Raw genomic sequence first — 24,356 nt, 5'->3', positions numbered from 1 at the left:
CCCACCTGCCTTGACACAAGCTCGCGCACCTCGACGTGCGCGGCTTCAAAGACAAACGCTCAGGGAGAGACGGCCGAAGTCGGGCCGCAGGCCCCGCAGGATCAGGCTCGGTCGGTCGCCGCCAGCCTGGTCCGCACGGCCTGTTCAATGCCGGCGGCATCCAGGCCGCACAGGCTCAACAAGCGCGCGGGTTCACCGTGCTCGACGAACTCGTCGGGCAGGCCCAGCATCAACACAGGCTTCGCGATGCCGGCCGCCGCCAGCGCCTCGGCCACCGCCGAGCCTGCACCGCCCTGCACGCAACCTTCTTCCACCGCCACGATCAGGTCGTGCTCGGCGGCCAGCTGCTTCACCAGCTCGACATCGAGCGGCTTGACGAAGCGCATGTTGGCCACGGTGGCGTCCAGTGCCTCGCCGGCCTGGAGAGCCGGATACAGCAGCGTGCCGAACGCCAGGATGGCGACGCGCTGGCCGGCCGCCGGCGCCGCCTGGCGGCGCACCTCTCCCTTGCCCCACGGCATGGGCGTCAGGTCGGTGGGCACGGGCACGCCGGCCCCTGCGCCCCGCGGGTAGCGCACAGCCACCGGGTGGTTCTGCGCATACGCTGCACTGAGCGCCTGCCGGCACTCGGCCTCGTCGGCCGGGGTCAGCATGCTCATGTTGGGAACGCAGCGCACGAAGGCGATGTCGAACGCGCCCATGTGCGTGGCGCCGTCGGCCCCCACGATGCCCGCACGGTCGAGTGCGAACACCACCGGCAGGTTCTGCAAGGCCACGTCGTGGATCAGCTGGTCGTAGGCGCGCTGCAGGAAGGTCGAATAGATGGCCACCACCGGCTTGAGCCCTTCGCAGGCCAGGCCGCCGGCAAACGTCACCGCGTGCTGCTCGGCAATGCCCACGTCGAAATAGCGGCCCGGGTACTTCTGGTGGAACTCGACCATGCCGGAGCCTTCGCGCATGGCTGGCGTGATGCCGACCAGGCGGCTGTCGGCGGCGGCCATGTCGCACAGCCACTGGCCAAAGACCTGCGTGAAGGTGGGCTTGGGCGGCTCGACCGGCACCGGCTTGACCAGGCCCACCGCCGGGTCGAACTTGCCCGGGCCGTGATACGCAATCGGGTCGGCCTCGGCCAGCTTGTAACCATAGCCCTTCTTCGTCACCACGTGCAGGAACTGCGGGCCTTCCAGCTCGCGCAGGTTTTCCAGCGTGGGAATCAGGCTGTCGAGGTCATGGCCGTCGATCGGGCCGACGTAGTTGAAGCCGAATTCTTCGAAGATGGTGCCGGGCACGACCATGCCCTTGGCGTGCTCTTCCAGGCGCTTGGCCAGCTCGAACAGCGGCGGCGCGTTCTTCAGCACCTGCTTGGCGCTCTCGCGGGCGGCGGTGTAGAAGCGGCCGGACATCAGGCGCGCCAGGTGGCGGTTCAACGCCCCCACCGGCGGCGAGATCGACATGTCGTTGTCGTTGAGCACCACCAGCAGGTTGGGCATCTTGCCGGCGTGCGGCACCCCGGCGTTGTTGAGCGCCTCGAAAGCCATGCCGGCGGTCATCGCGCCGTCGCCGATGATGGCCACGGCCTTGCGCGCCTCACCGCGCAGCTGCGCGCCCAGCGCCATGCCCAGCGCCGCCGAGATCGACGTGGACGAGTGGGCGGTGCCAAAGGTGTCGTACTCGCTCTCATCGCGGCGCGGGAAGCCGCTCATGCCGCCGAACTGGCGCAGCGTCGGCATGCGGTCGCGGCGGCCGGTCAGGATCTTGTGCGGATAGGTCTGGTGGCCCACGTCCCACACCAGCCGGTCGTGCGGCGTCTGGAAGACATGGTGCAGCGCGATGGTGAGCTCGACGGTGCCCAGGTTGGACGACAGATGCCCCCCGGTGCGCGACACGCTCTGCAGCAGGTATTCGCGCAGTTCGGTGGCCAGCTGCCGCAGCTCGGACCGCGACAGGTGGCGCAGGTCGGCGGGCTGGTCGATCTTCGACAGCAGGGGGTAGGTCATGGTCGTCATCCTAGGGGGGATTGCTTGTTCTTGGTACGAGCGAGCCAGGGGCACTCAGTGGTCACGGCGCACGATGCGCTCGGCAAGGGCGGCCAGCGGCGCGGTGGCGTCGGCACCCAGCCCGCTGCGGGCCAGCGCATCGAGCGCCTGCTGCAGCAAGGCGTCCGCTTCGGCGCGAGCGCCTTCCAGACCCAGCAGGCTCACGTAGGTGGGCTTGTTGGCCCCGGCATCCTTGCCCGCGGTCTTGCCCAGCTTGTCGGATCCCTGGGTGGCATCGAGCACGTCGTCCACGATCTGGAAGGCCAGCCCCATGGCATGGCCGTAGTCGGTCAGGGCGGCCCACGCCGGGGCGTCGGGGGCGACCCCGCCACAGGCCGCGCCCATCTGCACACTGGCACGCAGCAGGGCGCCGGTCTTGCGCTGGTGCATGTCGCGCAGGGTGGCCTCGTCGAGTGCCTGACCCACACTGGCCAGGTCGATGGCCTGGCCGCCGGCCATGCCGGACTCGCCCGAGGCCCGCGCCAGCAGGCGCACCAGGCGGGCCTGCAGCGCGGGATCGACACCGGCGCCCTCGCCTTCATCGGGCGTGAGCACCTCGAAGGCCAGCGCCTGCATGGCGTCGCCGGCCAGCATGGCGCACGCCTCGCCGTAGGCCACGTGCACCGTGGGCTTGCCCCGACGCAGCACGTCGTTGTCCATGCACGGCATGTCGTCATGCACCAAGGAATAGGCGTGAATCAGCTCGACCGCGCAGGCTGCACGCAACGCGGCCTCGGCCCCAGCGGGTGTGCCGCAGGCACCCACCGCCTCGGCCGCCGCCTGCACCAGCAGCGCGCGCAGGCGCTTGCCACCATCCAGCACGCCGTAGCGCATGGCCTCTCCGAGGCGGGCGGGCGCGCGGGCCGGCACCCAGGTGTCCAGTGCGGCCTCGACAAGGGCGAGCACATCGGCCGACCAGCGGCCCCACACGGCAGATCCGGTCATGCGTCGTCCCAGGGCTTGAGCTGGCCGTCTTCCAGCAGCTTCACCTGTGCCTCGACGGCCTCCAGGCGGGTGCGGCAGAACTGCAGCAACTGCGCGCCCCGCTGGTAGCTGCCCAGCAGTTGCTCCAGGGGCAAGGCGCCGCTTTCCATCTGGCCCACGAGCTGCTCGAGCTCGGCCAGTGCCGCTTCGTAGGTCGCGGGCAGTGCGACTTCGGCAGGGAGGGAACCGGCGCCGCCGGCGGAGGACTTGGCCATGGTCTTGCCTGAGGTGAGGCCCGGCTTGCGGGCAAACGCGTATTCTATTTCGACGCGCCCGGGCCCTGTGCGTTCCCTCGGTACTGTCGCGCGCCGCTGCCCGCTTGCGCACGGGGCCGGCGCCACCCCTTCGGCTTGACCGGGATCAGGCAACGGCTTTGCCTCGGGGAAAGCCCGCAGGTACAATGTACGGTTCCCCGGAATGGTCCTCTTCGATGGCATTTCGGGTTTTTTGTGGCCCCTCGCGCCCGGCGCCGTCCAGACGGCTCACCGCGGGCCTGAGGGATTTTTCAAACCTCTGGATGCCGCATGGGCCCCGTCCCACCAGCAGCCAGAGGGGGTTGACATTGGTTTTTGGAGATCCTGGGGATCATGTCCGACCTGAGTCCTGCGCTCAACGCCCTTCGCCGCAGCCGCACGCAGCTGCCCGTGTCCGTCTACTTCGACGAATCACTGTACAAGGAGGAGCTCGAACGCATCTTTCAGTCCGGTCCGCGCTACCTCGGCCACGCCCTGAGCGTGCCCGAGGTCGGCGACTACTACGCCCTGCCCCAGGAGAGCGAAGGCCGCGCGCTGGTGCGCACCAAGGACGGCATCGAGCTGATCTCGAACGTCTGCCGCCATCGCCAGGCCGTCATGCTCAAGGGCCGCGGCCACAGCCGCAACAACATCGTGTGCCCGCTGCACCGCTGGACCTACTCGCACAAGGGCGAGCTGATCGGCGCGCCGCACTTCGACCACGACCCGTGCCTGAACCTGAACAACTACAAGGTGCGCGACTGGAACGGCCTGCTGTTCGAGGACAACGGCCGTGACATCGCGGCCGACCTGGCCGGCATCGACGCGCGCTTCAAGCCGGGCGGCGACCTGGACTTCTCGGGCTTCGTGCTCGACCGCGTCGAGCTGCACGAGTGCAACTACAACTGGAAGACCTTCATCGAGGTCTATCTGGAGGACTACCACGTCGGCCCCTTCCACCCCGGTCTGGGCAACTTCGTGACCTGCGACGACCTGCGCTGGGACATGGCGAAGGAATACTCGGTGCAGACAGTGGGCGTGGCGTCCACCTTCGACCGCCCGGGCTCCGACGTCTACAAGAAGTGGCACGACGTGGTCATGAAGTACCGCGGCGGCGAGAAGCCTTCGCAGGGCGCCGTGTGGCTGACCTACTACCCGACGATGATGGTCGAGTGGTATCCGCATGTGCTGGTGGTGTCGAACATGTACCCGCAGGGCCCGCAGAAGACGCTCAACGTGGTGGAGTTCTACTACCCCGAAGAGATCGCCGCCTTCGAGCGCGAGTTCGTCGAGGCCCAGCAGGCCGCCTACATGGAGACCTGCATCGAGGACGACGAGATCGCCGAGCGCATGGACGCGGGCCGCAAGGCGCTGCTGGCACGCGGTGACAACGAAGTCGGTCCTTACCAGAGCCCCATGGAAGACGGCATGCAGCACTTCCACGAGTGGTACCGCCGTGCCATGGCCTGGCCGGCCGAATCCGACGACCGTCCCTGATCCTCGCCCTTGCGCGCCGCCTTCAACCGCCTGTCGGCGCCGTGGCTCATGGTCACGGCGACCGTGCTGTTCGCGTTGATGGGCGTCTGCGTGAAGATGGCCTCCCAGACGGCCTCCACCGGGGAGGTCGTTTTCTTTCGTGGGGGTGTGGGCGCGGTGCTGATGGGGCTGCTGGCGTGGCGCACGGGCCTGAACCTGCGCACCGCCGTTCCGATGCTGCACCTGCAGCGCGGGGCCTCGGGCGTCTCGGCGCTGGCCATGTGGTTCTACACGCTGGGCACGCTGCCGCTGTCCACCGCGGTCACGCTGAACTACATGTCCTCGGTGTGGATGGCGGTGTTTCTGGTGCTGCAGGTGGCGTGGCGCCGCTGGCGAGGCCAGGCCGCTCCCGCCGTGCCGATGCCGCTGCTCGCGGCCGTCGCCATCGGCTTCCTTGGGGTGACGCTGGTGCTGCGGCCCACCATCGAGCGTGACCTGTGGCTGCCCGGCCTGGTCGGGCTGGTCTCGGGCACGCTGTCGGCCACCGCCTATTTCCAAGTCGCCAGCCTGGGCCGCGCGGGCGAGCCCGAGGTGCGGGTCGTCTTCTACTTCTCGGTGTTCGGTGCGGTGTCGGGCCTGCTCATCAGCGCCGTCGAACTGCTGTACCAGGGGCACGGCTGGACACCGCCCACCGGCACCACGCTGATGTGGTTGCTGGGCACCGGCCTGTTCGCCACACTGGCCCAGGTCTGCATGACGCGGGCCTATGCGCGGGGCAACGCGCTGGCGATGGCCAGCCTGCAGTACCTCGGCATTGCGCACGCCTTCGTCCTGGGCGTGCTGCTGTTCGACGATCCGGTGCATGGCATCGCGGTGCTCGGCATGGCGCTCATCGTGCTGGCCGGCATCGGGGCCACTCAGGCCAGCGCGCCCCTGAAAGCACGACGCTGAGGCGGGTTCAGCGCGCCGGGGTCTGCTCGGCCGGAGCGGGCTCGTGCGCGTGGTCCGGCGTGTGCGCGTGGCCCGTGCCATGGCCCTGTTCGTGCAGGCCGCTGACGATCAGGCCGATCATCCCCAGCCCCACCGCCAGCCACACGATCTGCAAGGCGGTGTCCCGCCAGTGCAGACGCTTCTGCAACTGCGGGATCAGGTCGGCCACGGCGACATAGATGAAGCTGCTGGCCGCCACCACCATCATGTAAGGCAGATAGGCCTGCCACGGCGCGATCAGGAAGTAGCCCAGCACGCCGCCCACCACCGCCGCCAGGCCCGAGATCATGTTGTAGGTCAGCGCCCGCATGCGTGAAAAGCCCGCGTTGACCAGCACGATGTAGTCGCCCACTTCCTGCGGGATCTCGTGCGCGATGATGGCCAGGGCGGTGACCGCGCCGATGTGCGGGTCGGCCAGGAAGGCGGCCGCGATCAGCACGCCATCACAGAAGTTGTGGATGCTGTCGCCGATGAGCACGCTCCAGCCACCGCGCCCGGCCTGCTCGGCATCGAACCCGTGGTGATGGTCGTGGTCGTCGTGCTCGTGGTGGTGACCGTGGCGGTACAGCTCGGCCTTCTCCAGCAGGAAGAAGAACATCAACCCGCCCAGCAGCGTGAGGAACAGCGAGTGCGGTGCCACGTCGCTTTCGAAGGCTTCAGGCAGAACATGCAGCAGGGCCGTGCCGAGCAGAACCCCTGTGGACAGGCTGACCAGGTGACGGACGATGAGGCCCAGCAAGGGCGCCGACACGGCCGCGGCCAGGCCGACAGAGATCACGCCGCCGAGGAAGGTGACAGCGACGATGTAAAACAGGGTCATCCAGTGATCCTAGCAAACCTGTCAACACCGCCCCGGCCGCCTCGGCGGGACTGTCATGCAGTCGGAGGACAATACGCCGATGGACACACTGCTGCGCACCAAGACGGCCAAGGGCCAGGGCACCCTTGAAACCAGCCGCTTCCCCCATCTGCTGGCCGCCATCGACATGGGCTCCAACAGCTTCCGGCTCGAGATTGCCGAGCTGAGCAAGGGACGCTACAAGCGGGTCGACTACCTGAAGGAAACGGTGCGCCTGGGCGCCGGACTGGACGCCCGTGGCCTGCTGACCGAAGAAGCGACGCAGCGTGGCCTGGCCTGCCTGGCGCTGTTTGCGCAGCGCCTCAAGGGCTTTGCCCCGTGGCAGGTGCGGGCCGTGGCGACGCAGACGCTGCGCGAGGCCCGCAACCGTGATGCCTTTCTGCAACGCGGCAACCTGGTCCTGGGCCACCCGATCGAGGTGATTTCCGGCCGCGAAGAAGCCCGGCTGATCTTCCAGGGCGTGGCGCGCCTGCAGGCCAGCGAACTGCCCCGTCTGGTGATCGACATCGGCGGGCGCTCCACCGAGATGATCCTGGGCCACGGCCGCACCCCGCAGCGCACCGAATCCTTCGGCGTGGGCAGCGTGAGCCTGTCGCTCCAGCACTTTCCGCAGGGGCGCTACACGGCCGAGGCCTTCCGGGCTGCGCAGATTGCCGCCGGGGCGGAACTGGAAGAGGCGCTGACGCTGTTCCAGCGTGACCAGTGGCAGGAGGCGCTCGGCTCATCGGGCACCGTGGGTGCGGTTTCGCAGATCCTGGCGGCCAACGGCATCACCGACGGCACGATCACGGCCGACGCGCTGCGCTGGTGCATCTCGCGCTGCATCGAGGCCGGCCACCAGGACGCACTCAACCTGCCGGGGCTCAAGCCCGAGCGCAAGGCGGTGCTGGGTGGCGGCCTGAGCATCCTCTACACGCTGGCCATGCAGTTCGACATCGAGGCGCTGCGACCGGCCAAGGGCGCGCTGCGCCAGGGCGTGATCTTCGATCTGGAAGAGCGCGTGGAGGCCGCGCGCAACCACCGCCTGCCCGACCCGCGCGACAGCTCGGTGCGCGAGCTGCAGCAACGTTTCCAGGTCGACGCACTGCAGGCCGAACGGGTGCGCCAGCGCGCCTTGCAACTGTGGGGCAGCCTGCGGGAAGGCCAGACATCCGGCGACGGCGAAGACGTGCGCGAACTGGGCTGGGCCGCCGCCCTGCACGAGATCGGCATGATGGTGTCTCACCACGACCACCACCGGCACAGCGCCTACCTGCTGGGCCATGTGGATGCGTCGGGCTTCTCGCAATCGCAGCTGCGGCGGCTGGCCACGCTGGTGCTGGGTCAGCGCGGCGAACTGATCAAGCTCGCCGAGTTCCTGCACGACACAGCGTTGATGAACCAGGTGCTGTGCCTCAGGCTGGCGCTGATCCTGCACCATGCACGGGTCGACCTGCCGACAGAAGTGGCGGCCCTGCGGCATGGCCGTACGCGCACGCGCCTGATGCTGTCGCGCCGCTGGGCCGAGCAACACCCGCGCACGCTGCACCTGCTGAACGAAGAGGCCCTGCGCTGGGCCCGTCAGGGCGACCGCAAGTTCGAGATCGCGCTGGTGGACTGAGCCTGCTTCGGGACGGCGCTCAGCGCGCCGTCTTGCGAGCTGCGCGCGGGCGCGTCTCTGCCATGGCACGCTGGTACGTGCGCGCCCACATCGGGTGACCCGACTCGGTCTTGCTCAGCGCGAAGGCCGGGTCCGCGGCCCGGGCAGCCTTGAAAGCGTCCAGGCACAGCTTCTCGCGCTGGCTGGTGCAGTAGATGAACGCCAGGTGCTTGTGTGCGCTGGCACGGTCTGCCGACGCGGCCAGGCCTTCTTTCAGTGCCAGCTTGAGCTGCACTTCGGCCATCGCGTACTTGCCGCCCTGGTACGAGCGCACCCCTTGCGCCAGGGCCTGCTCCGCCGCAGGCAGGGCAACAGGCGCAGCGGGCGGCGGTGAGGCCGGGGCGGCCGCTGCCGTCGGGGTGGCCGACGTCAACACAGGCGGCGCGCCCGGGTCCACGCCCGGACGGGTCGGCCCGCTCTGGCAGGCGACCAGCGCCAGCAAGGCCGGCACGGTCAGCCAGCGCGCGTGGCGCGCCCATGCGGACACGGCCCCTCCCTGGGGACGACGGCTTGATACAGACTTCATGGTGTGTGGGGTCAGAACTTGTGGCGGATGCGCAGCTCACGACCGGGCTGCACCTCGACAGTCTGCCGGAAAACGGGCGCCTCGCCGTTGCGGATCGTGACGGTGTACCGGCCGGGCGCCAGCTTCAGCTGATTCAGCGGGGGCGTGACGCCCTTGACCTCGCCGTCCACCGCCACCTCGCCCCAGGGGCTGATGGCGAGACGGACGGTGCCCGGGGTCGTGTCCGCCGCCTCCACCGGACCGGAGGTCGCCACGGCCGCGGACGCGGGTGGGGGCGCAGCGAGCGGCGGGAGCGAGCGCGATTCAGCGACAGCCGCCCGTGCGGGGGGTGGCGTCGATGACACCGCGGCCACCTGGGATGCGGCGACACGCCGGGCGGTCGGGGTCGAGCTCATCCACCAGCCGGCCACGGCTGCGGCGCCAACCACCGCCACCACACCGCCGAGCAGGCGCCGATGCGGTCGTGTGCCGCCGGAACGGGCTTCCCGGGCGGCGTCTCGCCCGATCTTCGGCAAGGCGGCGTCACCATGGCCGGCCAGCCCTTCCTGGGCCCGCTCGGCGATCTCGAGCCAGTCACGCAGCTCTTGAGCCAGCCGCCGGGCCGACCGTGTGCGTTGATCCGGATCCCGCGCCATCGCGCGCTCGACGATGCCCGACAGCGCCTGGGGCACGGCGGGGTTCACGGCACGCACCGGCTCGCGGGGACCGTTCAGCACCGCATCGGTGATGGCCTCCAGCGTGTCGCCCGCAATGGCCCGCCGGCCCGTCAGCAGCTCGTACAGCACCGCTCCCAGACCGTAGACATCCACGCGGCGGTCAACCGGCAGACGGCGCATCTGTTCGGGCGCCATGTAGTACGGCGAGCCCCCGGCGATGTCCTGGAAGCGGCTCTGCGGATCGTCGCGCTGGGCCAGCGACTCCACCTGCCGGATGCGGGCGATGCCGAAATCCAGCACGCGTGGCTGGGTGCGGCCGACCATGAAGATGTTGGCCGGCTTGATGTCGCGGTGGATGACGCCCTTGTGGTGCGCGTAACTCAGCGCATCGGCCACCCGCCTCACGATCAGCGCGGCCTGAATGGGCGAGGGCTGCCAGCCCATCTGCAGCAGCTGCCGCAGGTCCTTGCCCTTGAGCAGCTCCATCGCGATGTAGGGGCCGCGCTCGCTGGCACCGGCGTCGTACACGGTGACGATGTGGGCGTGGTTCAGGCTGCCGGCCGCCTTGGCCTCGTTCAGAAAGAGCGCATCGAACTGCGCCCGGTCGGCCTGCGGCAGGTCGACGTGCAGCGTCTTGATGGCAATCAGCCGCGACAGCAGCGGGTCATAGGCCGCGTAGACCGTGCCCAGCCCGCCTTCGCCGATCACGTACTTGAGCGCGTATCGGCCGATGTGCCCGATGCTGGGCAACAGGTCCGGGCGTTCGGGCGTCCGCTCCGAGGGCGTGGGGTCGGGCAGGGGCCGGGTCTCGGCCACCGTGTCGCGGTCGTCGTCCGCCGGCGCGTCCAGGTCGAGGTCGAGTGGCGCGTTCAGCGCGGGGCGGCTCGGCGACGTGGACACGGAACGGCGATCTCCTGCGTGCGCGCCCTCAGCGGGAACCGGAGCGCGCGGCCTTGACTTCCTCCGGACGGAGATCCGGCGCCAGGTGGTCCAGCACGCCGTTGACGTACTTGTGGCCGTCAGTCCCCCCGAAGGTCTTGGCCAGTTCGACCGCTTCGTTGATGGCGACCTTGTACGGCACTTCCAGGCAGTGCGTCAGCTCGTACGCGCCCACCCACAACACGGCATGCTCGACCGGCGACAACTCTTCGACCGGACGATCCAGAAACTTGAGCAGCGTTGCATCCAGTTGCACGCGCTGCTCGATGCAGCCGTGCAGCAGCGCGTCGTAGTGGGCGCGGTCGCACTTGGCGAAGTCGTCCTGCTCGCGCACGTGGGCGTCGATGGCGCCCGGATCGCGTGCATTGATCTGCCACTCGTACAGCCCCTGCAGGGCGAACTCGCGTGCGCGGCGGCGCGAAGACTTGGCACGGTCACGGCCAGGCACGCCGCCCTTGCGGGCAGGACGGCCTTCCAGCGGCTTGGGGGTGTCAGACGGGGCGCTCACAGCAGGTCATCCAGCAAGTTGGCCATCTCGACGGCAACACGGGCCGCATCACGGCCCTTCTCTTCAATGCGGGCTTCGGCCTGGGCGAGGTTCTCGACCGTCAGGATGGCGTTCGCGATGGGCACGTGATGGTCAAGGCTGACGCGGGTCACGCCGGCGCCACTCTCGTTGGCCACCAGTTCGAAGTGGTAGGTTTCGCCGCGGATGATGCAGCCCAGCGCCACGAGGGCGTCGAAGCGCTCGCTGTCGGCCATGGCCTGCAGGGCCACCGCCACCTCGAGCGCGCCCGGCACGGTCACGTGCTGGATGTGCTTGCGCACCACGCCGAGCTTCTCGAGCTCGGCGATGCAGACCTCGGCCAGCCGGGAGGTCAGTTCGTCATTGAAGCGGGCCTGGACGATGCCGACACGCAGATCGTGTCCATCGAGCCGGCCGGCTTGTCCTTTGTCAGCGCCTTGCATGGTGGGATTCCGTAAAGAGCGAAAAGTGAAGGTGAAAAGAGCGAGGGATACCGCGCGAGGTCAGTGTCCGGGCATGGGGTGCTGGCTGCCGTCGGCCTTCATGAAACCGACGACCTCCAGGTTGTAGCCCATCATGCTCGGCAGCCGCTGGGGGTTGCCCAGCAGGCGCATCTTCTGCACGCCCAGGGCACGCAGGATCTGGGCGCCCACGCCATAGGTGCGCAGGTCGACCGGGGTCTTGGGACGGGCGGCCTGCGGGTCGGGCAGCAGGCGGCCCAGCAGGCGCTCGTTGTCATCGCCCGCGTTGAGCAGCACGATGACACCGCGGCCGGCTTCGCGCACGGTGCCCAACGCCTTGGGCAGCGGCCAGGCGTGGCCGCAGTTGCCGGCGTCGAGGAAGTCAAGTGCCGAGAAGGGCTCGTGCGCACGCACCAGCACCTCGTCGTCCGGGCCCCAGCTGCCGACGCTCAGCGCCAGGTGGGTTGCGCCGGTGCGGTCGCGGAAGACCTGGGCCTCGAACTCGCCTTCCGGCGTGGCCAGGGTGCGGGTGCCGAGGCGCTCGATCAGCGATTCGTTGCGGCTGCGGTACTGGATCAGGTCGGCGATGGTGCCGATCTTCAGCCCATGCTGCTGCGCAAAGACTTCGAGGTCCGGCAGGCGGGCCATGGTGCCGTCGTCGTTCATGATCTCGCAGATCACGGACGAGGGCGTGAGGCCGGCCATGCCGGCGAGGTCGCAGCCGGCTTCGGTGTGACCGGCGCGCATCAGCACGCCGCCATCCTGGGCCTGCAGCGGGAAGATGTGGCCGGGCTGCACCAGGTCGGTCGGCTTCGCGTCGCGGGCAACGGCGGCCTGCACGGTGCGGGCACGGTCGGCGGCCGAGATGCCGGTGGTCACGCCTTCGGTGGCCTCGATCGACACGGTGAAGGCGGTGCCGTGCTTGGTCCCGTTGCGCGTGGCCATGGGCGGCAGCTGCAGGCGCTCGCAGCGCTCGCGGGTCAGCGTCAGGCAGATCAGGCCACGGCCGTACTTGGCCATGAAGTTGATTGCCTCGGGGGTGACGTGGTCGGACGCCAGCACCAGGTCGCCTTCGTTTTCGCGGTCCTCTTCGTCAACGAGGATGACCATGCGGCCGGCGGCGAGTTCGGCAATCAGCTCGGGAATCGGGGAAATCGGCATCTGGACATTGTAGAGGGGGCGCCGTGGCGTTTCCGGGAAAACGCCCGGTTCTCCCCGCTGAAATCAAAGGCGCCGAACTTGAATGGCGTTCAGCCCGCCAGCTTGCCATCCGACGACAGCATGCGCTCGACGTAGCGGGCAATCAGGTCGACCTCGAGGTTGACCGGGCTGCCGGCCTTGAGTGCGCCCAGCGCGGTGTTGGCGATGGTGTGCGGAATGAGGTTGATGTCGAAGGCGGTCTGGCCGTCGGGCAGGTCTTCGACACGGTTGACCGTGAGGCTCACCCCATTGACGGTGATCGAACCCTTGTAGGCCAGGAAGCGACCCAGTTCGCGCGGCGCGTGGATGCGCAGCAGCCATGACTCCCCCACCGGCTCGAACACGGCCACGCGGCCCACGCCATCGACGTGGCCGGTGACGATGTGGCCGCCCAGACGGTCGTGCGAGCGCAGGGCCTGCTCCAGGTTCACGGGGCCCAGCGTGTCGAGGCCCGCCGTGCGCGCCAGGCTCTCGGCCGACACATCGATCGTGAAGCGACCAGCGGCCACGTCGAACGAGGTGACCGTCATGCAGGCACCGTTGATGGCGATGCTGTCACCCAGGCCCACGCCGTCCAGGTAGCCGCCGGGGGTCTGCAGGGTCAGGCGGCGGCCGTGCTCGGGCGCGTGGCCGAGCGGCTGGGAGTCGACGATCTGGCCCACGCCAGTGATGATGCCGGTGAACATGGTGATGAAGTCGGTGTGCGGTTGGTGATGGGGCCGGTCAGAACAGGTCTCGGCCGGGCGGGCGGGCCACGACGCGCAGGTCGTCGCCCACCAGGGCCACGTCAACGAAGCGCAGCGTGGTCGCGTCGGCCAGTCGGGCCAGCGGGGGCAGGTCGGCCAGCGCGCGGCCCGGACCGATCAGCTTCGGCGCAAGATACAGCAAAAACTCGTCGACCCAACCGGACTGGATCACGCTGGCGTTGAGTCGGGCGCCCGCTTCCAGATGCAGTTCGTTGACACCGCGCGCGGCGAGGTCGGCCAGCACCCAGGCGAGGTCGGGCCGGGCGTCCGCGCCCGTTGGCGCGTCGATGGCGGTCGCCCCTGCATCGACCAGGGCCTGCCGGCGCGCCATGGCGGCGGCCGCCTCCGGCCCTTGCGCCGTCGCGCCGTACACCAGCGCCGTGCCGGGCGACTGCAGCAGGCGGCTGCCCGGGGGGGTGCGCCAGTGGGTGTCGAGCACCACGCGCCAGGGCTGGCGCGGCGTCTGCACGGCGCGCACATCCAGGCGAGGGTCGTCGTCCAGCACCGTGCCGACACCCGTCATCACCGCTGAGGCGCGGGCGCGCCAGGCGTGGCCATCGGCGCGTGCGTCCGGGCCGGTGATCCACTGGCTCTCGCCATTGTCGAGGGCCGTGCGGCCGTCGAGCGAGCCGGCAATCTTCATGCGCACCCACGGGCGCTGGCGCACCATGCGCGAGAGGAAACCGATCATGGTGTCGCGGGCAGCCCGGGCCTGCGGGTGGTCGGGCGGCAGCAGGGTCACGTCGATGCCGGCGGCCCGCAGGCGTTCGACACCGCGGCCGGCCACCAGCGGGTTCGGATCGGCGAGGGCCACGACCACGCGCGCCACGCCCTCGCGGACCAGGGCGTCGGCGCACGGCGGCGTGCGCCCATGGTGAGAACAGGGTTCGAGCGTCACATACGCCGTGGCGCCGCGGGCGTGGGCGCCGCGCGCATGGAGGTCGGCCAGCGCGGTGGCCTCGGCGTGCGGCCCGCCCACTTCGGCCGTGTGGCCCGTGGCGATCACCTGCCCGTCGCGCACCAGGGCGCAACCCACCGGAGGGTTGGGCGCCGAGCGCCACAGCGCCTTGCGCCCTTCAGCCAGCGCCAGCGCCATGCCTTCGAAATCGTCCACCTGCCCGCCTTTCGCGATACGTCCCATACAGCCGGCGACGTGTCAGCGATAGGACTCGTCGTCGGACGCAATTTCTATCACGAGGTGAGCCGCCTGCGGCTGGCCGTGCCACTGCCCGGGGCGCATCGGGGTCTGGGGCAGGCGGGTCAGGGCCAGGGCCGCCCATTCGCCCGGTGGTTCAGCGTGCAGCAGGCGCCATCGCACGATCTGCCCCTGGGCGGACACCCACAGCGCGATGGTGAGGCGGGCCCGCCCCTGCTGCTGAAGCAAGGCTTCGTCAAGCCACCAGTCCGTTTCCGGGGTGGGCGCCACATCAAGTTCGTGTGCGGGACGAAAGGCCGTAGGGTGCCAGCCGGGTGCAGGAACGATGCCGGATGCCGCGGCCGTTGCCGGCTTCTCGGGGAGGGCGTCTGGCACACGGTGAGGCACCCGCGCCAACGCCTGAGACGGGGCCAGCCCCGCAGCGGGCAGCCCGGCGTCGTCCGCGCCGCGATCGGCTGGTCTGGCCACCATCCGCACCTGCCAGCCTGGCGCGACCTGTGCCGCGCGGTGCGCCAACTGCGTGGGCCCCGTGCGCCAGGCCCACCACCCGGCGACATGCGCCAGGCACACACCGACCACAATGGCGACCAAGGTGCGCCTGCTCGCCACGTGCACCGGCCGCATCGACGCCACGGCGGTGCTCATGGGCAGCGCCACCGCCTGCCCGTCAACGCCAGCAGGCCGCCACGGCCGCCGCTGCATCGGCATACCGCGTGCCGTACGTGGACGCCGCCACACCCTTGACGCCCTTGCCCGTGAGTGTCGGGTTCCCGCAGGGGTCGGCCGACATCGGTCCGCCGGCGGCCCGCGTGGCGGTCAAGGTGTAGGACTGGCCATCGGCCGCGACGGCCACGGCAAGGGTGTAGGCTGTGGCGCCCTCGCCTGCTGGCGGGCTGGTGCTGAAGGGTTGCGCGGCAAACAGGCCCGCCACCGCATTGCCCGCCGTGTTCTGGTCGTAGCGGTAGGTGTCGCTGTAGAAGCGCTCCATCCATTGCTGCGCCAGCACCATCTGCGTTTTCACCTGGGTACGATGGCCCTTGGCCACATGCTCGGTGTAGGCCGGGTAAGCCACCGCAGACAGGATGGCCACCACGGCCACCGTGATCATCAGCTCGATGAGGGTGAAGCCGGCCGCAACGCCCGTGCGATGCGGCAGCCGGTGCCGAAGAGTCTCACTGCAAGGCAACATCACTGGGTCCTCATTCCCGGAATTTCACGCCACTGGATGCGCAGCTGGTTCGCTGGCGCACACATGTTGGCGTCCGTGCTGGCGCCCAGCCGGCGCGTCTTCATCTTGCCCGGCGGGCACACCGAGGTGGCATCCGTCACGCAGGTGCCGTCGGTGCACACCTTGCGCACTGAGCCGTCGCTCACGTTGATCACGCGCTGGTCGTTGCTGTCCACGCCGTAGGGGTTGACCGACGTGGTCGTGGTGCCGTCGGCGTTGGTGATGTTCACCTGCCGGAAGAGCCCCGGTACCGGCAAACCCGAGACCGGGCTGAGCGCATACACCGAGGCCAACGGGGCCACGCTGCACGATTGCGACTCGTCACCGGCTGGCCGCACAGTGGTGAACAGCATGAAGGTCTGCCGGTTCACCGGGGAGGCGATCACGGCCTCGCCCCCCGTGGGGAAGTCGAAGAACCAGCCGTCATGGGTGCTCGGGTCGAAGCCCGAAGCGACCTCGGTCGATCCCACAGGCACCACGTTCGCCCCCACCCGGCGCGCCAGGTAGATGGAGCCCGTGGTGGGGTCACGCACCAGCAGGCGCTCGAGGAATGCCGTGCTGCCCACCGTGCGGGTGCCCGTACCCGGCAGCGCGCGGGGCGTGCTGTCCGCAGCCGGCGGATAGACCTGGTCGCCCTCGTAGCGGCCCCTGTCCCACACGGTGAAGAACCGATGGGTGACGGTGCTGCGCGGGAAGTCGCTCGACTCGATCGCCCGCCCGGTGCCGAAACTGACCAGCGTGCCGCCAAAGCTCGGGAAGCTCACGATCGGCGATGTGGTGATGGGCAGCGCCGCGCCGGCAGCGTCCACCGCGCGGAAGAACGGAACAGCGACGCTGCTCGCATCCAGGAACGCACTGCGCCATTGCGCGCGGTCACTGGAGCGGATGTCGAACTTCCACACCTGCCCCTTGAGGTCCGTCGCGTAGACGATGTCGGCCGTGGTGTTGTTGTCGAGGTCCACCCAGGTCAGCCCCATGAGGCCGTTGTCGGTGTCGCTGGCCGCCGTCAGCAGCTTGCGATAGGCCTGCGGGTTGCCGGCGCTGTCCTTCCAGCCCGTCGACCCGGGCCCGGCCGCATCGAGGATGAACAACGCCGCCCGACCGTTCGCCGAGCGATAGCCGTTGGGCACCAGCACGCCGAAACCACCGGAGTTGAGGCGGACCAGCGGTGTGGCCTGGCCCGATGCGTTGTGCCGCTGCGGCTCCATCAGCACGTGCCCCAGGTCGGCGTCGTCCTGCGCGGAAAACACCCACTTGAACACGTTGCTGGCCTGGGCTTCGTTGAGCGTCGACGGGTCGGTGACGTCCAGCGCAAACACGGCCATGCCGCCCCGACCGAGGCTGCCGTACAGGTAGGTGCGCCAGGTGGCCGCTGTGCCGCTGCCGACCAGCACATCGCCGGTGAACGGGCTGCCGTCGACCAGGGGCGTGGCGCCCGTGTTGCTCACGTCAAAGGCGGCACTGAGCTGGGCCACCACCGGGCTGGGCACGTAGGACAGCACCGGCTCGCCCGTGGTGGCCCGGAAGCCGTGCAGCATGCCATCCTGCGCGCCCACCCAGAGCAGGCTGTTGCGCGACGCCTTGGTATTGGCAAAGCTGCTGTACGACGGCGTGCCGCTCGGGAAATCGGTGTCCATGAAGCGGGCCGCCGACTTGGCATCCTGCAGCCACGGCGACGAGCTGACGACCGCGCCCATCAGATTCGATTCATCGCGGCCGCGGAACACGGTGCGCTCGTCGCTCCGCCCGCCGCGCACATAGCGCACGAGCTTGTCGGCGCGGGTGCGCAGCGCGGTGGTGTCGCCACCACCCAGCGCAATCTTGTAGAACGGCGTGGCGCCCGGGCTCGCCGCCGGCGAGGCGTTGATGGCGGTCACCGTGAAGGGCATGCCCTGCGCCACCCCGGCCGCATTGACCTGGTTGGTGATGACCTGCCGCGTCCCGGCCCCCGAGGCCGCCGTCAGCTTCTTGCCAGCGTCCCAGGTTTCGGTCGTTGCGAAGTCGCCATTGACCAGCTGGTAGGCCTTCACCGTGCCATTGAGCGTTTTCGCGTTGAACTCGGCAACGAACTTGTAGCTGCCATTGACCAGCTGGGCCGACGACACCGCGGGCGAGGCGTTGCTGTTCTGAACGATCTTTTCGAGCAGCACGCGCAGCCGGGCCTCGAGCAGCTCGGGCCGACGGGCCAGAAAGTAGCCGTCCGGCTCGCCGTCGGAGCACACCGTGCCGCTCGCACAAGCCTGGCCATTGTTGTTTTCCTTGTCCCAGTTCACCGCGGTGGTGCCCGTCCGGGTCTGCGGCATGGTCGATGTCGAGGCCGCAAACGCGGTCTCGCCGGTGTCGAAGCTGCCGTACTTGGCCATGTACCAGAGGGGATCGCGCAGCGTCACGGCGTCCACCCCGCTCGACACACGGAACAGCGTGCGGGCCGTGGTGGTCAGCGGCGCGGTGGTGTCGTCGATGAAGCCGACCGTCTGCTTGGCGCCCCCCCCGATCGACACACCGGTGGGCCAGGCATAGCCGTCCGGTGTCGGGCTGCTGGTGCTCGTCGTCGTGGGCATGCCCTGGTCGACGAAGTTACAGCGGGTGGCAAACAAGGCCGTGCCGCGCGTTGCACTCGCACACGTTCCGGCCGATTGCCAGCCGTTCGAACCATGCGTGAGGTAACGGCCGTCCCCACGGTAGCTCGTGCTGGGCGGTGCGTCGGCCCCGATCACACTGAAGCCATGCGAGCCCTGCGCGCCGGCGTTGTGGTTGAGCACGTCGGTCAGGACTTCAAGGTCATACGCCCCACCCGCGGCGGGGGTGAGCCGCCAGCGGATGAAACCGACCAGGTCCATGTCGTAGTCGCCACCGAACTGGGTGTCGTTCCAGGTGACCACATAGGCGCCGGAATCCGAGCTCGAGTAGATGGACCGGAAGGTCAGCATCGCCCCCGGAATCAGGCCCTCGGCGACCCCGTGGTTCCACGAGCTCTCCGGCGTGATGTAGACCTTGCGCGACGTGCCGGGAATGGGCACCTCGATGCGCGCCACGCCACCGGCCAGCGAGGCAGCGTAGGTCTTGACGCGCAGGGCCGTCGCCGGCAGGCGGCTTTGCAGCACGGTACCGCCCGTGGCGGCGTTCAACTCGGTGGTGCGACCGCCCCCACCCACTTCACGGATGGCGCGCGTGTTGGCGTAGAACGCGGCGCCGGCACCCAGGTAGCTGCCCTTGATGCCGGGCGCTTCGGGGCAGACCCCGGCCACACCGGCCAGGCCTGCGGAGTAGGCGCCGCCCACGACGTTGCCTGCCCCGATGGGTTTGGCCGTGCAGTCTTCGCCATAGGCCCCGGCGTTCGAGCCGACCGAACGCGATGTCCCGTTGATGCCCTCGTGGCTGCCGATCTGGTCGGTCAGGCGTGCCAAGGTCTGGCCCGACAAGCCGTTCAGGCTGCCAAAGCGGGAGAACAACTCATAGACATCTTCGGTGCCACCCGACTCGTCCGTGTCGTAGCTCATCGTGCCGCTGGAGATCGCCAGCAGGTTGCTGGCGCGGCAGATGCCACGGCCGTACAGCGCCTTGCGGGTCAAGCCCGAAACGGCGTCGGTCAGGTCGTCGTTCAAGGGGTCGCGGCGTGTCACACCGGTCGGCAGCCCGACGGCCGCGTCCCGGGTGGTCGAGGTGGGGTTGGCCACGTCCTGCCCGGCCAGGTAGGACAGGGCCTGCACCACCATCTCCGACATCGGGTTGCCCCAGGAGGCGAAGTTGCCATTGCCCACCACGCTGGGGTGCACCCAGTCGCCGGAGCCGGACGGCTTCGTGGCGCCGTAGTTGCCAGTGTCATACAGGCGGATCGCATCGAACGATGCGAGGATGCCGCCCGTGCCGCAGGTGCTGGGCCGGCCGGTGGCGGGCATGCGGTGGCACAAACGCCCGGTGGCCGGGTCGATTTCGTCGTTGAGCGAGCCGATGTTCTTGCGCAGCGCCCCGCCGCGCAGGTTGGAGTCATAGCTGCCGGTGATCAGGCCGAACTCCGCGCGCGGGGCCTGCGTGGTGCTGCGCGTCGTGCCGAACTCCTGCAGCAGGCCCACTGGCTTGAGCACCGGCGAGGCCGCCGTGCCGTAAGCCTGACAGCGCTCACTGCCCAGCAGGCTGGCGTTGCACACCTTGACGCGGATGGCCAGTTCCGGCCCCACGGTCGTCCCGCCCGAGCTGTAGGTGGCGCCATTCGTGGACAGCGTCGGCAGGCTCGAGCGGTGTGCCGTCGGATCGGTGGTCGACACGCCCTGGTTGGGGCCGTACTTCGTGTAGAACGCGGTGGCCTTCGCACCGAAGCTGAACCCGCTCAACTCCGAACTCCATCGGCACACAGTGCCGGGAATGGTCGCCCACAGGCTGTAGTTCCCCTTGACCACACGCATGACAGGCGCACCGGGTGAGCTTGCCGTCGGGTCGCTGTTCTGCGTGCTGCGGCTGCAGATGGTGAGCCCCGCGCGAGCCAGATCCGTGTCGAAGGCAAACGGGGTGTAGTTGCGAACGTCCGAGCCGGCGTAGTACTTCACGAACGAGTGCGCGTCCTGCGACATCTGCGCCATCTCGAGCGTGGTGTCGGTCGACGTGTCCTCCCGGCGGAAGCCCCCGTACATCATCTTGCGCACCACGTCGATGCGCGTCATCGTGGCCCAGTTCAGGAAGTTGCCGCTCCAGTAACTCCCCGTCGTCGGGCACGCGTGCGTGGTGGTGCTCGCCACCGCGATGGCCGGCTCGAAGCGCGCGCCCCCGGCATGCGACGCGTTGTAGCTGTAGCACTTCACCGGATCGAAATAGCCGTAGTAACGGAACGTCGGCTTGAAGGTGTAATCGTCGACCCCGTCGCCGTCGATGTCCTCGTAGTCGGTGTAGATCGGCGAGAACAGCGACTGGTCACGCGATGCGGTCAGCATCATCATGGGCCCGCCCACCCCGTAGCCCACATTGGGTGGATAGGCCGACAGCGGCGTGGAAGCGAAGTACGACGACACCGTCGTCTGTGCCTGGGCGGCCAGCCAGCAACCGGCAGACACCGCAACCAGCGCGAACACCGCGCGGCGACCCAGACGAAGAACAGCGTGCGCAAGCATGGCAGGGGAAGAGGACAGGTGCATGGTCGGGCTCACAGTGGCGGCACGAGGAAGTAGCTCTGCAGGACCACCTCGGTGCCGAGCCGGTAGCCGAAGCCGCGGGCCGTGATGCGAAAGAAGAAGGACTCGCCGCGGCGGATCGGCTCGATCAGGTATTCAGGCTGGCGCGCCACACCGGAAATCGCCGCGGTGCCCGTGAACGTGCCCAGGGGCACCGCACCGTCGAAGTTGGCACACGTGCCTGCGCTGCCGCGAGATGGTTTCGTGGCCACCGTGTTGTTCCACTGGCCGCCTTGCGCGACCGGCCACCAGGCCTCTCCGACAGAGGTGGGCGAGGCGGTCGAGAAGTCGGCGGCCAGGCGGGCGCTGTCCGACAGGCTGCACTGCCCGCGCCGGCATGCCGTGCTGAAGCGGGCGATCTGGTTGAGCACCGGTCGATCATCCCCGCGCGGACACACCGCGCCGGCTGGCGCACTGCCAGAAGGCAGCAGCAGGTCCTTCTCGGCATCCCGCAAGGCGGCCTCGGCAGACTGGCGGGCCACCTGGATGTCGAGCTGGTTGCGCGACACCGACTCGCCCATCAACGCCGAGCGCGCACTCAACAAGGCGATGCCGGCCAGGGCGACGATGAACACGAGCGCCACGACGAGCGCCACGCCGCGCTGGTAACGAACCACGGCCAGGTGGGAAGGCCCCCGGGAACGCTGGATGGAAGGATGGCGGATGATCACAGCGGCAGGTCCACGGTGCGGAGCTGGCGGTTCTTGACGCCAAACACCTGGGTGAAGGTCCGGTAGCTCACCCCGGTGGGCGGGGTGACTGCGGTGCCGTTGCAGTCGGTCACGCTGGCGGCGCCCGTGCCGCCATCGCGGAAGCGGGTGGCCGCGGTCGAGCGCACCATCACGCACAGCCGCACCGACACCACGCGCTGCCACGGCTGGAACACGCGCCCGTCGGCCAGCGTGAGCGCCGTGAGCCCGTTGACGCCCGTGGCCGTCAGGTACTGCTGCGGGCGCAGGCTGTCATCCGACAGCACCCCGTAGCGCGCCGTGAACTGCAAGACCCCGGGCACCAGCGGCACCGCGGCGCCGCCGGCATTGCCCTGACATGACAGCACGAAGGTGTTCACCGTGCTGCCTCGCTCGTCAACGTAGCGCATGGACTGCAGGAAGTAGCGGTTGGCCACCAGCAAGGGCGCCGTCGGCGCGAGGCCGGTGGTGCCACGAGCCGACGTGACCGCCACGCCCGATGCATTGACCGTGGTGACCGTGCCCGCACGGCCAGCGTTGTACAGCGGGTCGTCGCCCACGTTGGTGTTGCTGCAATCGGCACGGTGCCCGACGTTCAGCGAGAACGCGTCGTTGGTGAAGTAGGAAACGACCAGCGTGTCCGAACCGCTCGGATCCCCTGCCCCATTGGCCGAACAGCCGCTGAGGGTGGCGTTGAGCTTGCCGTCGGCACAGCCGTACAGGCCATGCAGATAGGCGGCCGGCACCACGCCCCCGTTGAGGCCGGCCACCGCGGTGTCGTACGTGGCCAGCACATTGCTGGACGGCACGCCGCCCGTCGGCGTCGGCTCGACGCTGACCACAGGGTAGAAGCCGGCGTTGCTGACCTCCCGGCCCAGCAACTCGAGCACGAGCTGGCCGGTCTCGAACAGCGCAGCCTCGTCATCGGTGCCCTTCTGCGTGCTGCGCGTGCCGACAAACAGCCGTGCGGCCACCAGCACCACCACCAGGCCGATGACCATGGCCACCATCAGCTCGACCAGGGTCAGGCCCCGGGACTTGCGGCGCGTGCCGCCTTGAAGCGTGATCGTCATGGCATCACCGTGAAGTTGGCGCAGCGCACGCCGACTGCGGCCCCTGCAGCGGCCGGGCAGCGGCTGGCCGACGCGAGCGCGGCTTCGCCGGCCGCGGCGGTGCTGGCGGCCGCCGCCCCGAGCGTGCCGCCGGCACCGGTCAGTTCCTTGTCGGCCCACATGAAAGTGACTGTCAGGCCGCGCGCTGCCGTGCCCTGCACGAACACCGCGCCCAGCGGCAGGCTGCGGCGCACCGAGGCGCGCCACTGCGCCATGTCATAGGCCGCCAATTGCGCGGCATCGCAGGTCTCCGTCGCGCAATCGCGGGCCGCGGCACTCACCGCCGATGCCGCCTGGGTCGACCAGTTCACCGCATGCAGGTAGGGCGATGCGGCCACCACCCCAGGGGCCTGATCGAGGTTGGCGCGCACACGCTCGGCATAGTCCGACAGCAGCACCGACAACAGCGCGCGCTGGCTGGATCCGCGCTGGTACTTCAGGGTGGCAGACTGCAGCGCCGCCATGCTCACCATGCCCAGGGCCACGATCAGCAAGGCCACCAGCACCTCGATCAGCGTGGCACCGTGCATCGCCCGCCGACGGCCGCCGGGTGTGCTCCATCGCGCCATCAGCAGCCTCCTCCGCTTGCAGGCATCTCGGCCATCAGACGCCCCTGCATGCTCAGGCGCAGGCATCGGGCATGGGGGCTGTCGGCCTGGCCGGTGTCGGCCAGCGTCAGCGTGCGGCCCGACCACCGCAACAGGCCGCGGGCACTGAAGGTGTGTTGTGCAGGCGGGCTGCCGCCCTGGTCGATCAGGGTGTAGCGCGCAGCGCCCGGTTCGCGCACCGCGATGATGTCGGCAGCGGCTGGCCCACCGGCTGGGACGGCGCCGCAGGCGGCGTTGACGTAGGTGATCCAGCCCTGATGCCAGTTGCCCTGATTGGCGGCCGTGGCCTCGCAGGTGTTGGCCGTGCTGCTCGACAGCGGGCACACGGAAACGCAGGTGTTGCGGCTGATGGCATCCAGCCGCGCACGGTTCATCGCGCTGGTGAAGTCGTTCTGCAGTCCCTGCATGGCACTGCGCGCCACGAACTGCCCGATAGCCGGCGCGGCCACCGCCACGAGGATGGACAGCACCGAGACGGTGATGACCAGTTCGACCAGCGTCACCCCGATTTCGCGACGCCCCTTCCCTTGCATTTTCATGCAAGCGAATATATCCGGCGTGACAAAGTTCACAACGCCGCTCGTCCGGCGCGGCATGCCGTCTGTCGCTCAGGGGGCCCGCAGACGACGGGATGAGGCCCCCGCCCCTTCACTCAAGGGGTAGGTTTCTTCCCGGTCTCCTTGATGGCGGCCACGAACTCGCTGACGTCGTCGAAGCTGCGGTAGACCGAGGCAAAGCGCACGTAGGCCACCTTGTCCAGCCGGCGCAGCTCCTTCATCACCCACTCGCCGAGCTGCGTCGACGTCACCTCCTTGTCGCCCGACTGGCGCAAGCGGGCCTCGATGGCCTCGATGGCCGACTCGACGGATTCGGCGCCCACCGGCCGCTTGCGCAGCGCCAGCATCAGCGAGGCCTTCAGCTTGGCACGGTCGAAGTCGGTACGGCGACCGTCACGTTTGACGATGGCCGGCAGCTCGATCTCGGCGCGCTCGTAGGTGGTGAAGCGCTTGTCGCAGGACTGGCATCTGCGGCGCCGGCGGGTGGAGTCGCCTTCGTCCGAGTCACGCGTTTCCACAACCTGGGTGTCGTGGTGTCCGCAAAAAGGGCAACGCATCGGGATGGGTCTTTCT

The 24,356-nt window shown here is 69.2% G+C and carries 22 protein-coding genes; 3 read left to right on the top strand and 19 right to left on the bottom strand.

Translation table 11 applies throughout. The features are described from left to right. Nucleotides 1–101: 101 nt before the first annotated feature. Genes dxs through DEH84_RS03320 form a run of 3 tightly spaced genes read right to left on the bottom strand, consistent with a single transcriptional unit; the run spans nucleotide 102 to nucleotide 3,235 of the window. The gene (gene dxs / locus DEH84_RS03330; protein ID WP_109034755.1) at nucleotides 102–2,006 is read right to left on the bottom strand and encodes a 1-deoxy-D-xylulose-5-phosphate synthase; all 1,905 of its coding nucleotides are present in this window, start codon (nucleotides 2,004–2,006) and stop codon (nucleotides 102–104) included. A 45-nt stretch (nucleotides 2,007–2,051) separates the two neighbouring features. Beyond that, nucleotides 2,052–2,981, bottom strand: a complete 930-nt coding sequence (locus DEH84_RS03325) for a polyprenyl synthetase family protein (protein ID WP_109034753.1) — start codon at nucleotides 2,979–2,981, stop codon at nucleotides 2,052–2,054. Next, nucleotides 2,978–3,235 carry an exodeoxyribonuclease VII small subunit gene (locus DEH84_RS03320; protein ID WP_109034751.1) on the bottom strand — a complete coding sequence of 86 codons (258 nt, stop codon included), beginning with the start codon at nucleotides 3,233–3,235 and terminating at the stop codon, nucleotides 2,978–2,980. The genes DEH84_RS03325 and DEH84_RS03320 overlap by 4 nt, the downstream gene beginning before the upstream one ends. Before the next feature lie 372 nt (nucleotides 3,236–3,607). Here DEH84_RS03320 and DEH84_RS03315 point away from each other — a divergent pair, with 372 nt between their 5' ends. Next, the gene (locus tag DEH84_RS03315; protein WP_109038190.1) at nucleotides 3,608–4,750 is read left to right on the top strand and encodes an aromatic ring-hydroxylating oxygenase subunit alpha; all 1,143 of its coding nucleotides are present in this window, start codon (nucleotides 3,608–3,610) and stop codon (nucleotides 4,748–4,750) included. Between the two features lie 9 nt (nucleotides 4,751–4,759). Next, the gene (locus DEH84_RS19600; RefSeq protein ID WP_281262558.1) at nucleotides 4,760–5,680 is read left to right on the top strand and encodes a DMT family transporter; all 921 of its coding nucleotides are present in this window, start codon (nucleotides 4,760–4,762) and stop codon (nucleotides 5,678–5,680) included. A gap of 7 nt (nucleotides 5,681–5,687) precedes the next feature. On the opposite strand, the gene DEH84_RS03305 is transcribed toward DEH84_RS19600, so the two are convergent. Continuing rightward, nucleotides 5,688–6,539, bottom strand: a complete 852-nt coding sequence (locus DEH84_RS03305; RefSeq protein ID WP_109034749.1) for a ZIP family metal transporter — start codon at nucleotides 6,537–6,539, stop codon at nucleotides 5,688–5,690. Between the two features lie 166 nt (nucleotides 6,540–6,705). Here DEH84_RS03305 and DEH84_RS03300 point away from each other — a divergent pair, with 166 nt between their 5' ends. Next, entirely contained in the window at nucleotides 6,706–8,178 is a 1,473-nt protein-coding gene (locus tag DEH84_RS03300) for a Ppx/GppA phosphatase family protein (RefSeq protein ID WP_245932738.1), read from the top strand. A gap of 19 nt (nucleotides 8,179–8,197) precedes the next feature. Here DEH84_RS03300 and DEH84_RS03295 read toward each other — a convergent pair whose 3' ends face one another. The 15 genes from DEH84_RS03295 to nrdR form a co-directional block, all read right to left on the bottom strand. Beyond that, nucleotides 8,198–8,743: a TssQ family T6SS-associated lipoprotein gene (locus DEH84_RS03295; protein WP_159098829.1), complete on the bottom strand. Its 546-nt coding sequence runs from the start codon at nucleotides 8,741–8,743 to the stop codon at nucleotides 8,198–8,200. 11 nt (nucleotides 8,744–8,754) lie between these two features. Next, nucleotides 8,755–10,299, bottom strand: a complete 1,545-nt coding sequence (locus DEH84_RS03290) for a serine/threonine-protein kinase (protein ID WP_159098828.1) — start codon at nucleotides 10,297–10,299, stop codon at nucleotides 8,755–8,757. Nucleotides 10,300–10,327: 28 nt separating this feature from the next. Next, entirely contained in the window at nucleotides 10,328–10,816 is a 489-nt protein-coding gene (gene nusB / locus DEH84_RS03285; protein WP_425429003.1) for a transcription antitermination factor NusB, read from the bottom strand. A 26-nt stretch (nucleotides 10,817–10,842) separates the two neighbouring features. Then, entirely contained in the window at nucleotides 10,843–11,307 is a 465-nt protein-coding gene (ribH, locus tag DEH84_RS03280; RefSeq protein ID WP_109034740.1) for a 6,7-dimethyl-8-ribityllumazine synthase, read from the bottom strand. 60 nt (nucleotides 11,308–11,367) lie between these two features. Continuing rightward, nucleotides 11,368–12,486 carry a bifunctional 3,4-dihydroxy-2-butanone-4-phosphate synthase/GTP cyclohydrolase II gene (gene ribBA / locus DEH84_RS03275; RefSeq protein WP_109034738.1) on the bottom strand — a complete coding sequence of 373 codons (1,119 nt, stop codon included), beginning with the start codon at nucleotides 12,484–12,486 and terminating at the stop codon, nucleotides 11,368–11,370. Nucleotides 12,487–12,575: 89 nt separating this feature from the next. Further along, the gene (locus tag DEH84_RS03270; RefSeq protein ID WP_109034736.1) at nucleotides 12,576–13,211 is read right to left on the bottom strand and encodes a riboflavin synthase; all 636 of its coding nucleotides are present in this window, start codon (nucleotides 13,209–13,211) and stop codon (nucleotides 12,576–12,578) included. A gap of 37 nt (nucleotides 13,212–13,248) precedes the next feature. Further along, on the bottom strand, nucleotides 13,249–14,412 hold the full coding sequence (gene ribD / locus DEH84_RS03265) for a bifunctional diaminohydroxyphosphoribosylaminopyrimidine deaminase/5-amino-6-(5-phosphoribosylamino)uracil reductase RibD (RefSeq protein ID WP_245932669.1): 1,164 nt from the start codon (nucleotides 14,410–14,412) through the stop codon (nucleotides 13,249–13,251). A gap of 15 nt (nucleotides 14,413–14,427) precedes the next feature. After that, a complete protein-coding gene (locus DEH84_RS03260; RefSeq protein ID WP_159098827.1) occupies nucleotides 14,428–15,072 on the bottom strand; it encodes a hypothetical protein in 645 nt (214 codons plus the stop codon). A 22-nt stretch (nucleotides 15,073–15,094) separates the two neighbouring features. Then, nucleotides 15,095–15,616 (bottom strand): type IV pilin protein, encoded by a 522-nt coding sequence (locus tag DEH84_RS03255; RefSeq protein ID WP_109034732.1) that lies wholly within the window; start codon nucleotides 15,614–15,616, stop codon nucleotides 15,095–15,097. Further along, nucleotides 15,616–20,781, bottom strand: a complete 5,166-nt coding sequence (locus DEH84_RS03250) for a pilus assembly protein (protein WP_109034730.1) — start codon at nucleotides 20,779–20,781, stop codon at nucleotides 15,616–15,618. Before DEH84_RS03250 ends, DEH84_RS03255 begins: the two co-directional genes overlap by 1 nt. 8 nt (nucleotides 20,782–20,789) lie before the next feature. Beyond that, on the bottom strand, nucleotides 20,790–21,488 hold the full coding sequence (locus DEH84_RS03245) for a pilus assembly PilX family protein (protein ID WP_109034728.1): 699 nt from the start codon (nucleotides 21,486–21,488) through the stop codon (nucleotides 20,790–20,792). Continuing rightward, on the bottom strand, nucleotides 21,485–22,579 hold the full coding sequence (locus DEH84_RS03240; protein WP_109038187.1) for a PilW family protein: 1,095 nt from the start codon (nucleotides 22,577–22,579) through the stop codon (nucleotides 21,485–21,487). Before DEH84_RS03240 ends, DEH84_RS03245 begins: the two co-directional genes overlap by 4 nt. Next, nucleotides 22,576–23,187, bottom strand: coding sequence for a type IV pilus modification protein PilV (pilV, locus tag DEH84_RS03235; RefSeq protein ID WP_159098826.1), 612 nt, complete (start codon nucleotides 23,185–23,187; stop codon nucleotides 22,576–22,578). Before pilV ends, DEH84_RS03240 begins: the two co-directional genes overlap by 4 nt. Next, nucleotides 23,187–23,765 (bottom strand): GspH/FimT family pseudopilin, encoded by a 579-nt coding sequence (locus DEH84_RS03230; RefSeq protein WP_159098825.1) that lies wholly within the window; start codon nucleotides 23,763–23,765, stop codon nucleotides 23,187–23,189. Before DEH84_RS03230 ends, pilV begins: the two co-directional genes overlap by 1 nt. A 113-nt stretch (nucleotides 23,766–23,878) precedes the next feature. Beyond that, a complete protein-coding gene (gene nrdR / locus DEH84_RS03225; RefSeq protein ID WP_109034722.1) occupies nucleotides 23,879–24,340 on the bottom strand; it encodes a transcriptional regulator NrdR in 462 nt (153 codons plus the stop codon). Nucleotides 24,341–24,356: the final 16 nt, after the last annotated feature.

This window comes from Aquabacterium olei (assembly GCF_003100395.1).
Lineage (GTDB): Bacteria > Pseudomonadota > Gammaproteobacteria > Burkholderiales > Burkholderiaceae_C > Aquabacterium > Aquabacterium olei.
Note: the sequence above shows the minus strand (reverse complement) of the source record. Positions and strands in the feature narration are given on the sequence as shown.

Coding starts and splice junctions, on each gene's coding strand:
- dxs (WP_109034755.1), bottom strand. CDS start 2,006: ATGACGACCATGACCTACCCCCTGCTGTCGAAGATCGACCAGCCCGCC.
- DEH84_RS03325 (WP_109034753.1), bottom strand. CDS start 2,981: ATGACCGGATCTGCCGTGTGGGGCCGCTGGTCGGCCGATGTGCTCGCC.
- DEH84_RS03320 (WP_109034751.1), bottom strand. CDS start 3,235: ATGGCCAAGTCCTCCGCCGGCGGCGCCGGTTCCCTCCCTGCCGAAGTC.
- DEH84_RS03315 (WP_109038190.1), top strand. CDS start 3,608: ATGTCCGACCTGAGTCCTGCGCTCAACGCCCTTCGCCGCAGCCGCACG.
- DEH84_RS03305 (WP_109034749.1), bottom strand. CDS start 6,539: ATGACCCTGTTTTACATCGTCGCTGTCACCTTCCTCGGCGGCGTGATC.
- DEH84_RS03300 (WP_245932738.1), top strand. CDS start 6,706: ATGGGCTCCAACAGCTTCCGGCTCGAGATTGCCGAGCTGAGCAAGGGA.
- DEH84_RS03295 (WP_159098829.1), bottom strand. CDS start 8,743: ATGAAGTCTGTATCAAGCCGTCGTCCCCAGGGAGGGGCCGTGTCCGCA.
- ribH (WP_109034740.1), bottom strand. CDS start 11,307: ATGCAAGGCGCTGACAAAGGACAAGCCGGCCGGCTCGATGGACACGAT.
- ribBA (WP_109034738.1), bottom strand. CDS start 12,486: ATGCCGATTTCCCCGATTCCCGAGCTGATTGCCGAACTCGCCGCCGGC.
- DEH84_RS03270 (WP_109034736.1), bottom strand. CDS start 13,211: ATGTTCACCGGCATCATCACTGGCGTGGGCCAGATCGTCGACTCCCAG.
- ribD (WP_245932669.1), bottom strand. CDS start 14,412: ATGGGACGTATCGCGAAAGGCGGGCAGGTGGACGATTTCGAAGGCATG.
- DEH84_RS03260 (WP_159098827.1), bottom strand. CDS start 15,072: ATGAGCACCGCCGTGGCGTCGATGCGGCCGGTGCACGTGGCGAGCAGG.
- DEH84_RS03255 (WP_109034732.1), bottom strand. CDS start 15,616: ATGTTGCCTTGCAGTGAGACTCTTCGGCACCGGCTGCCGCATCGCACG.
- DEH84_RS03250 (WP_109034730.1), bottom strand. CDS start 20,781: ATGCACCTGTCCTCTTCCCCTGCCATGCTTGCGCACGCTGTTCTTCGT.
- DEH84_RS03240 (WP_109038187.1), bottom strand. CDS start 22,579: ATGACGATCACGCTTCAAGGCGGCACGCGCCGCAAGTCCCGGGGCCTG.
- pilV (WP_159098826.1), bottom strand. CDS start 23,187: ATGGCGCGATGGAGCACACCCGGCGGCCGTCGGCGGGCGATGCACGGT.
- DEH84_RS03230 (WP_159098825.1), bottom strand. CDS start 23,765: ATGAAAATGCAAGGGAAGGGGCGTCGCGAAATCGGGGTGACGCTGGTC.
- nrdR (WP_109034722.1), bottom strand. CDS start 24,340: ATGCGTTGCCCTTTTTGCGGACACCACGACACCCAGGTTGTGGAAACG.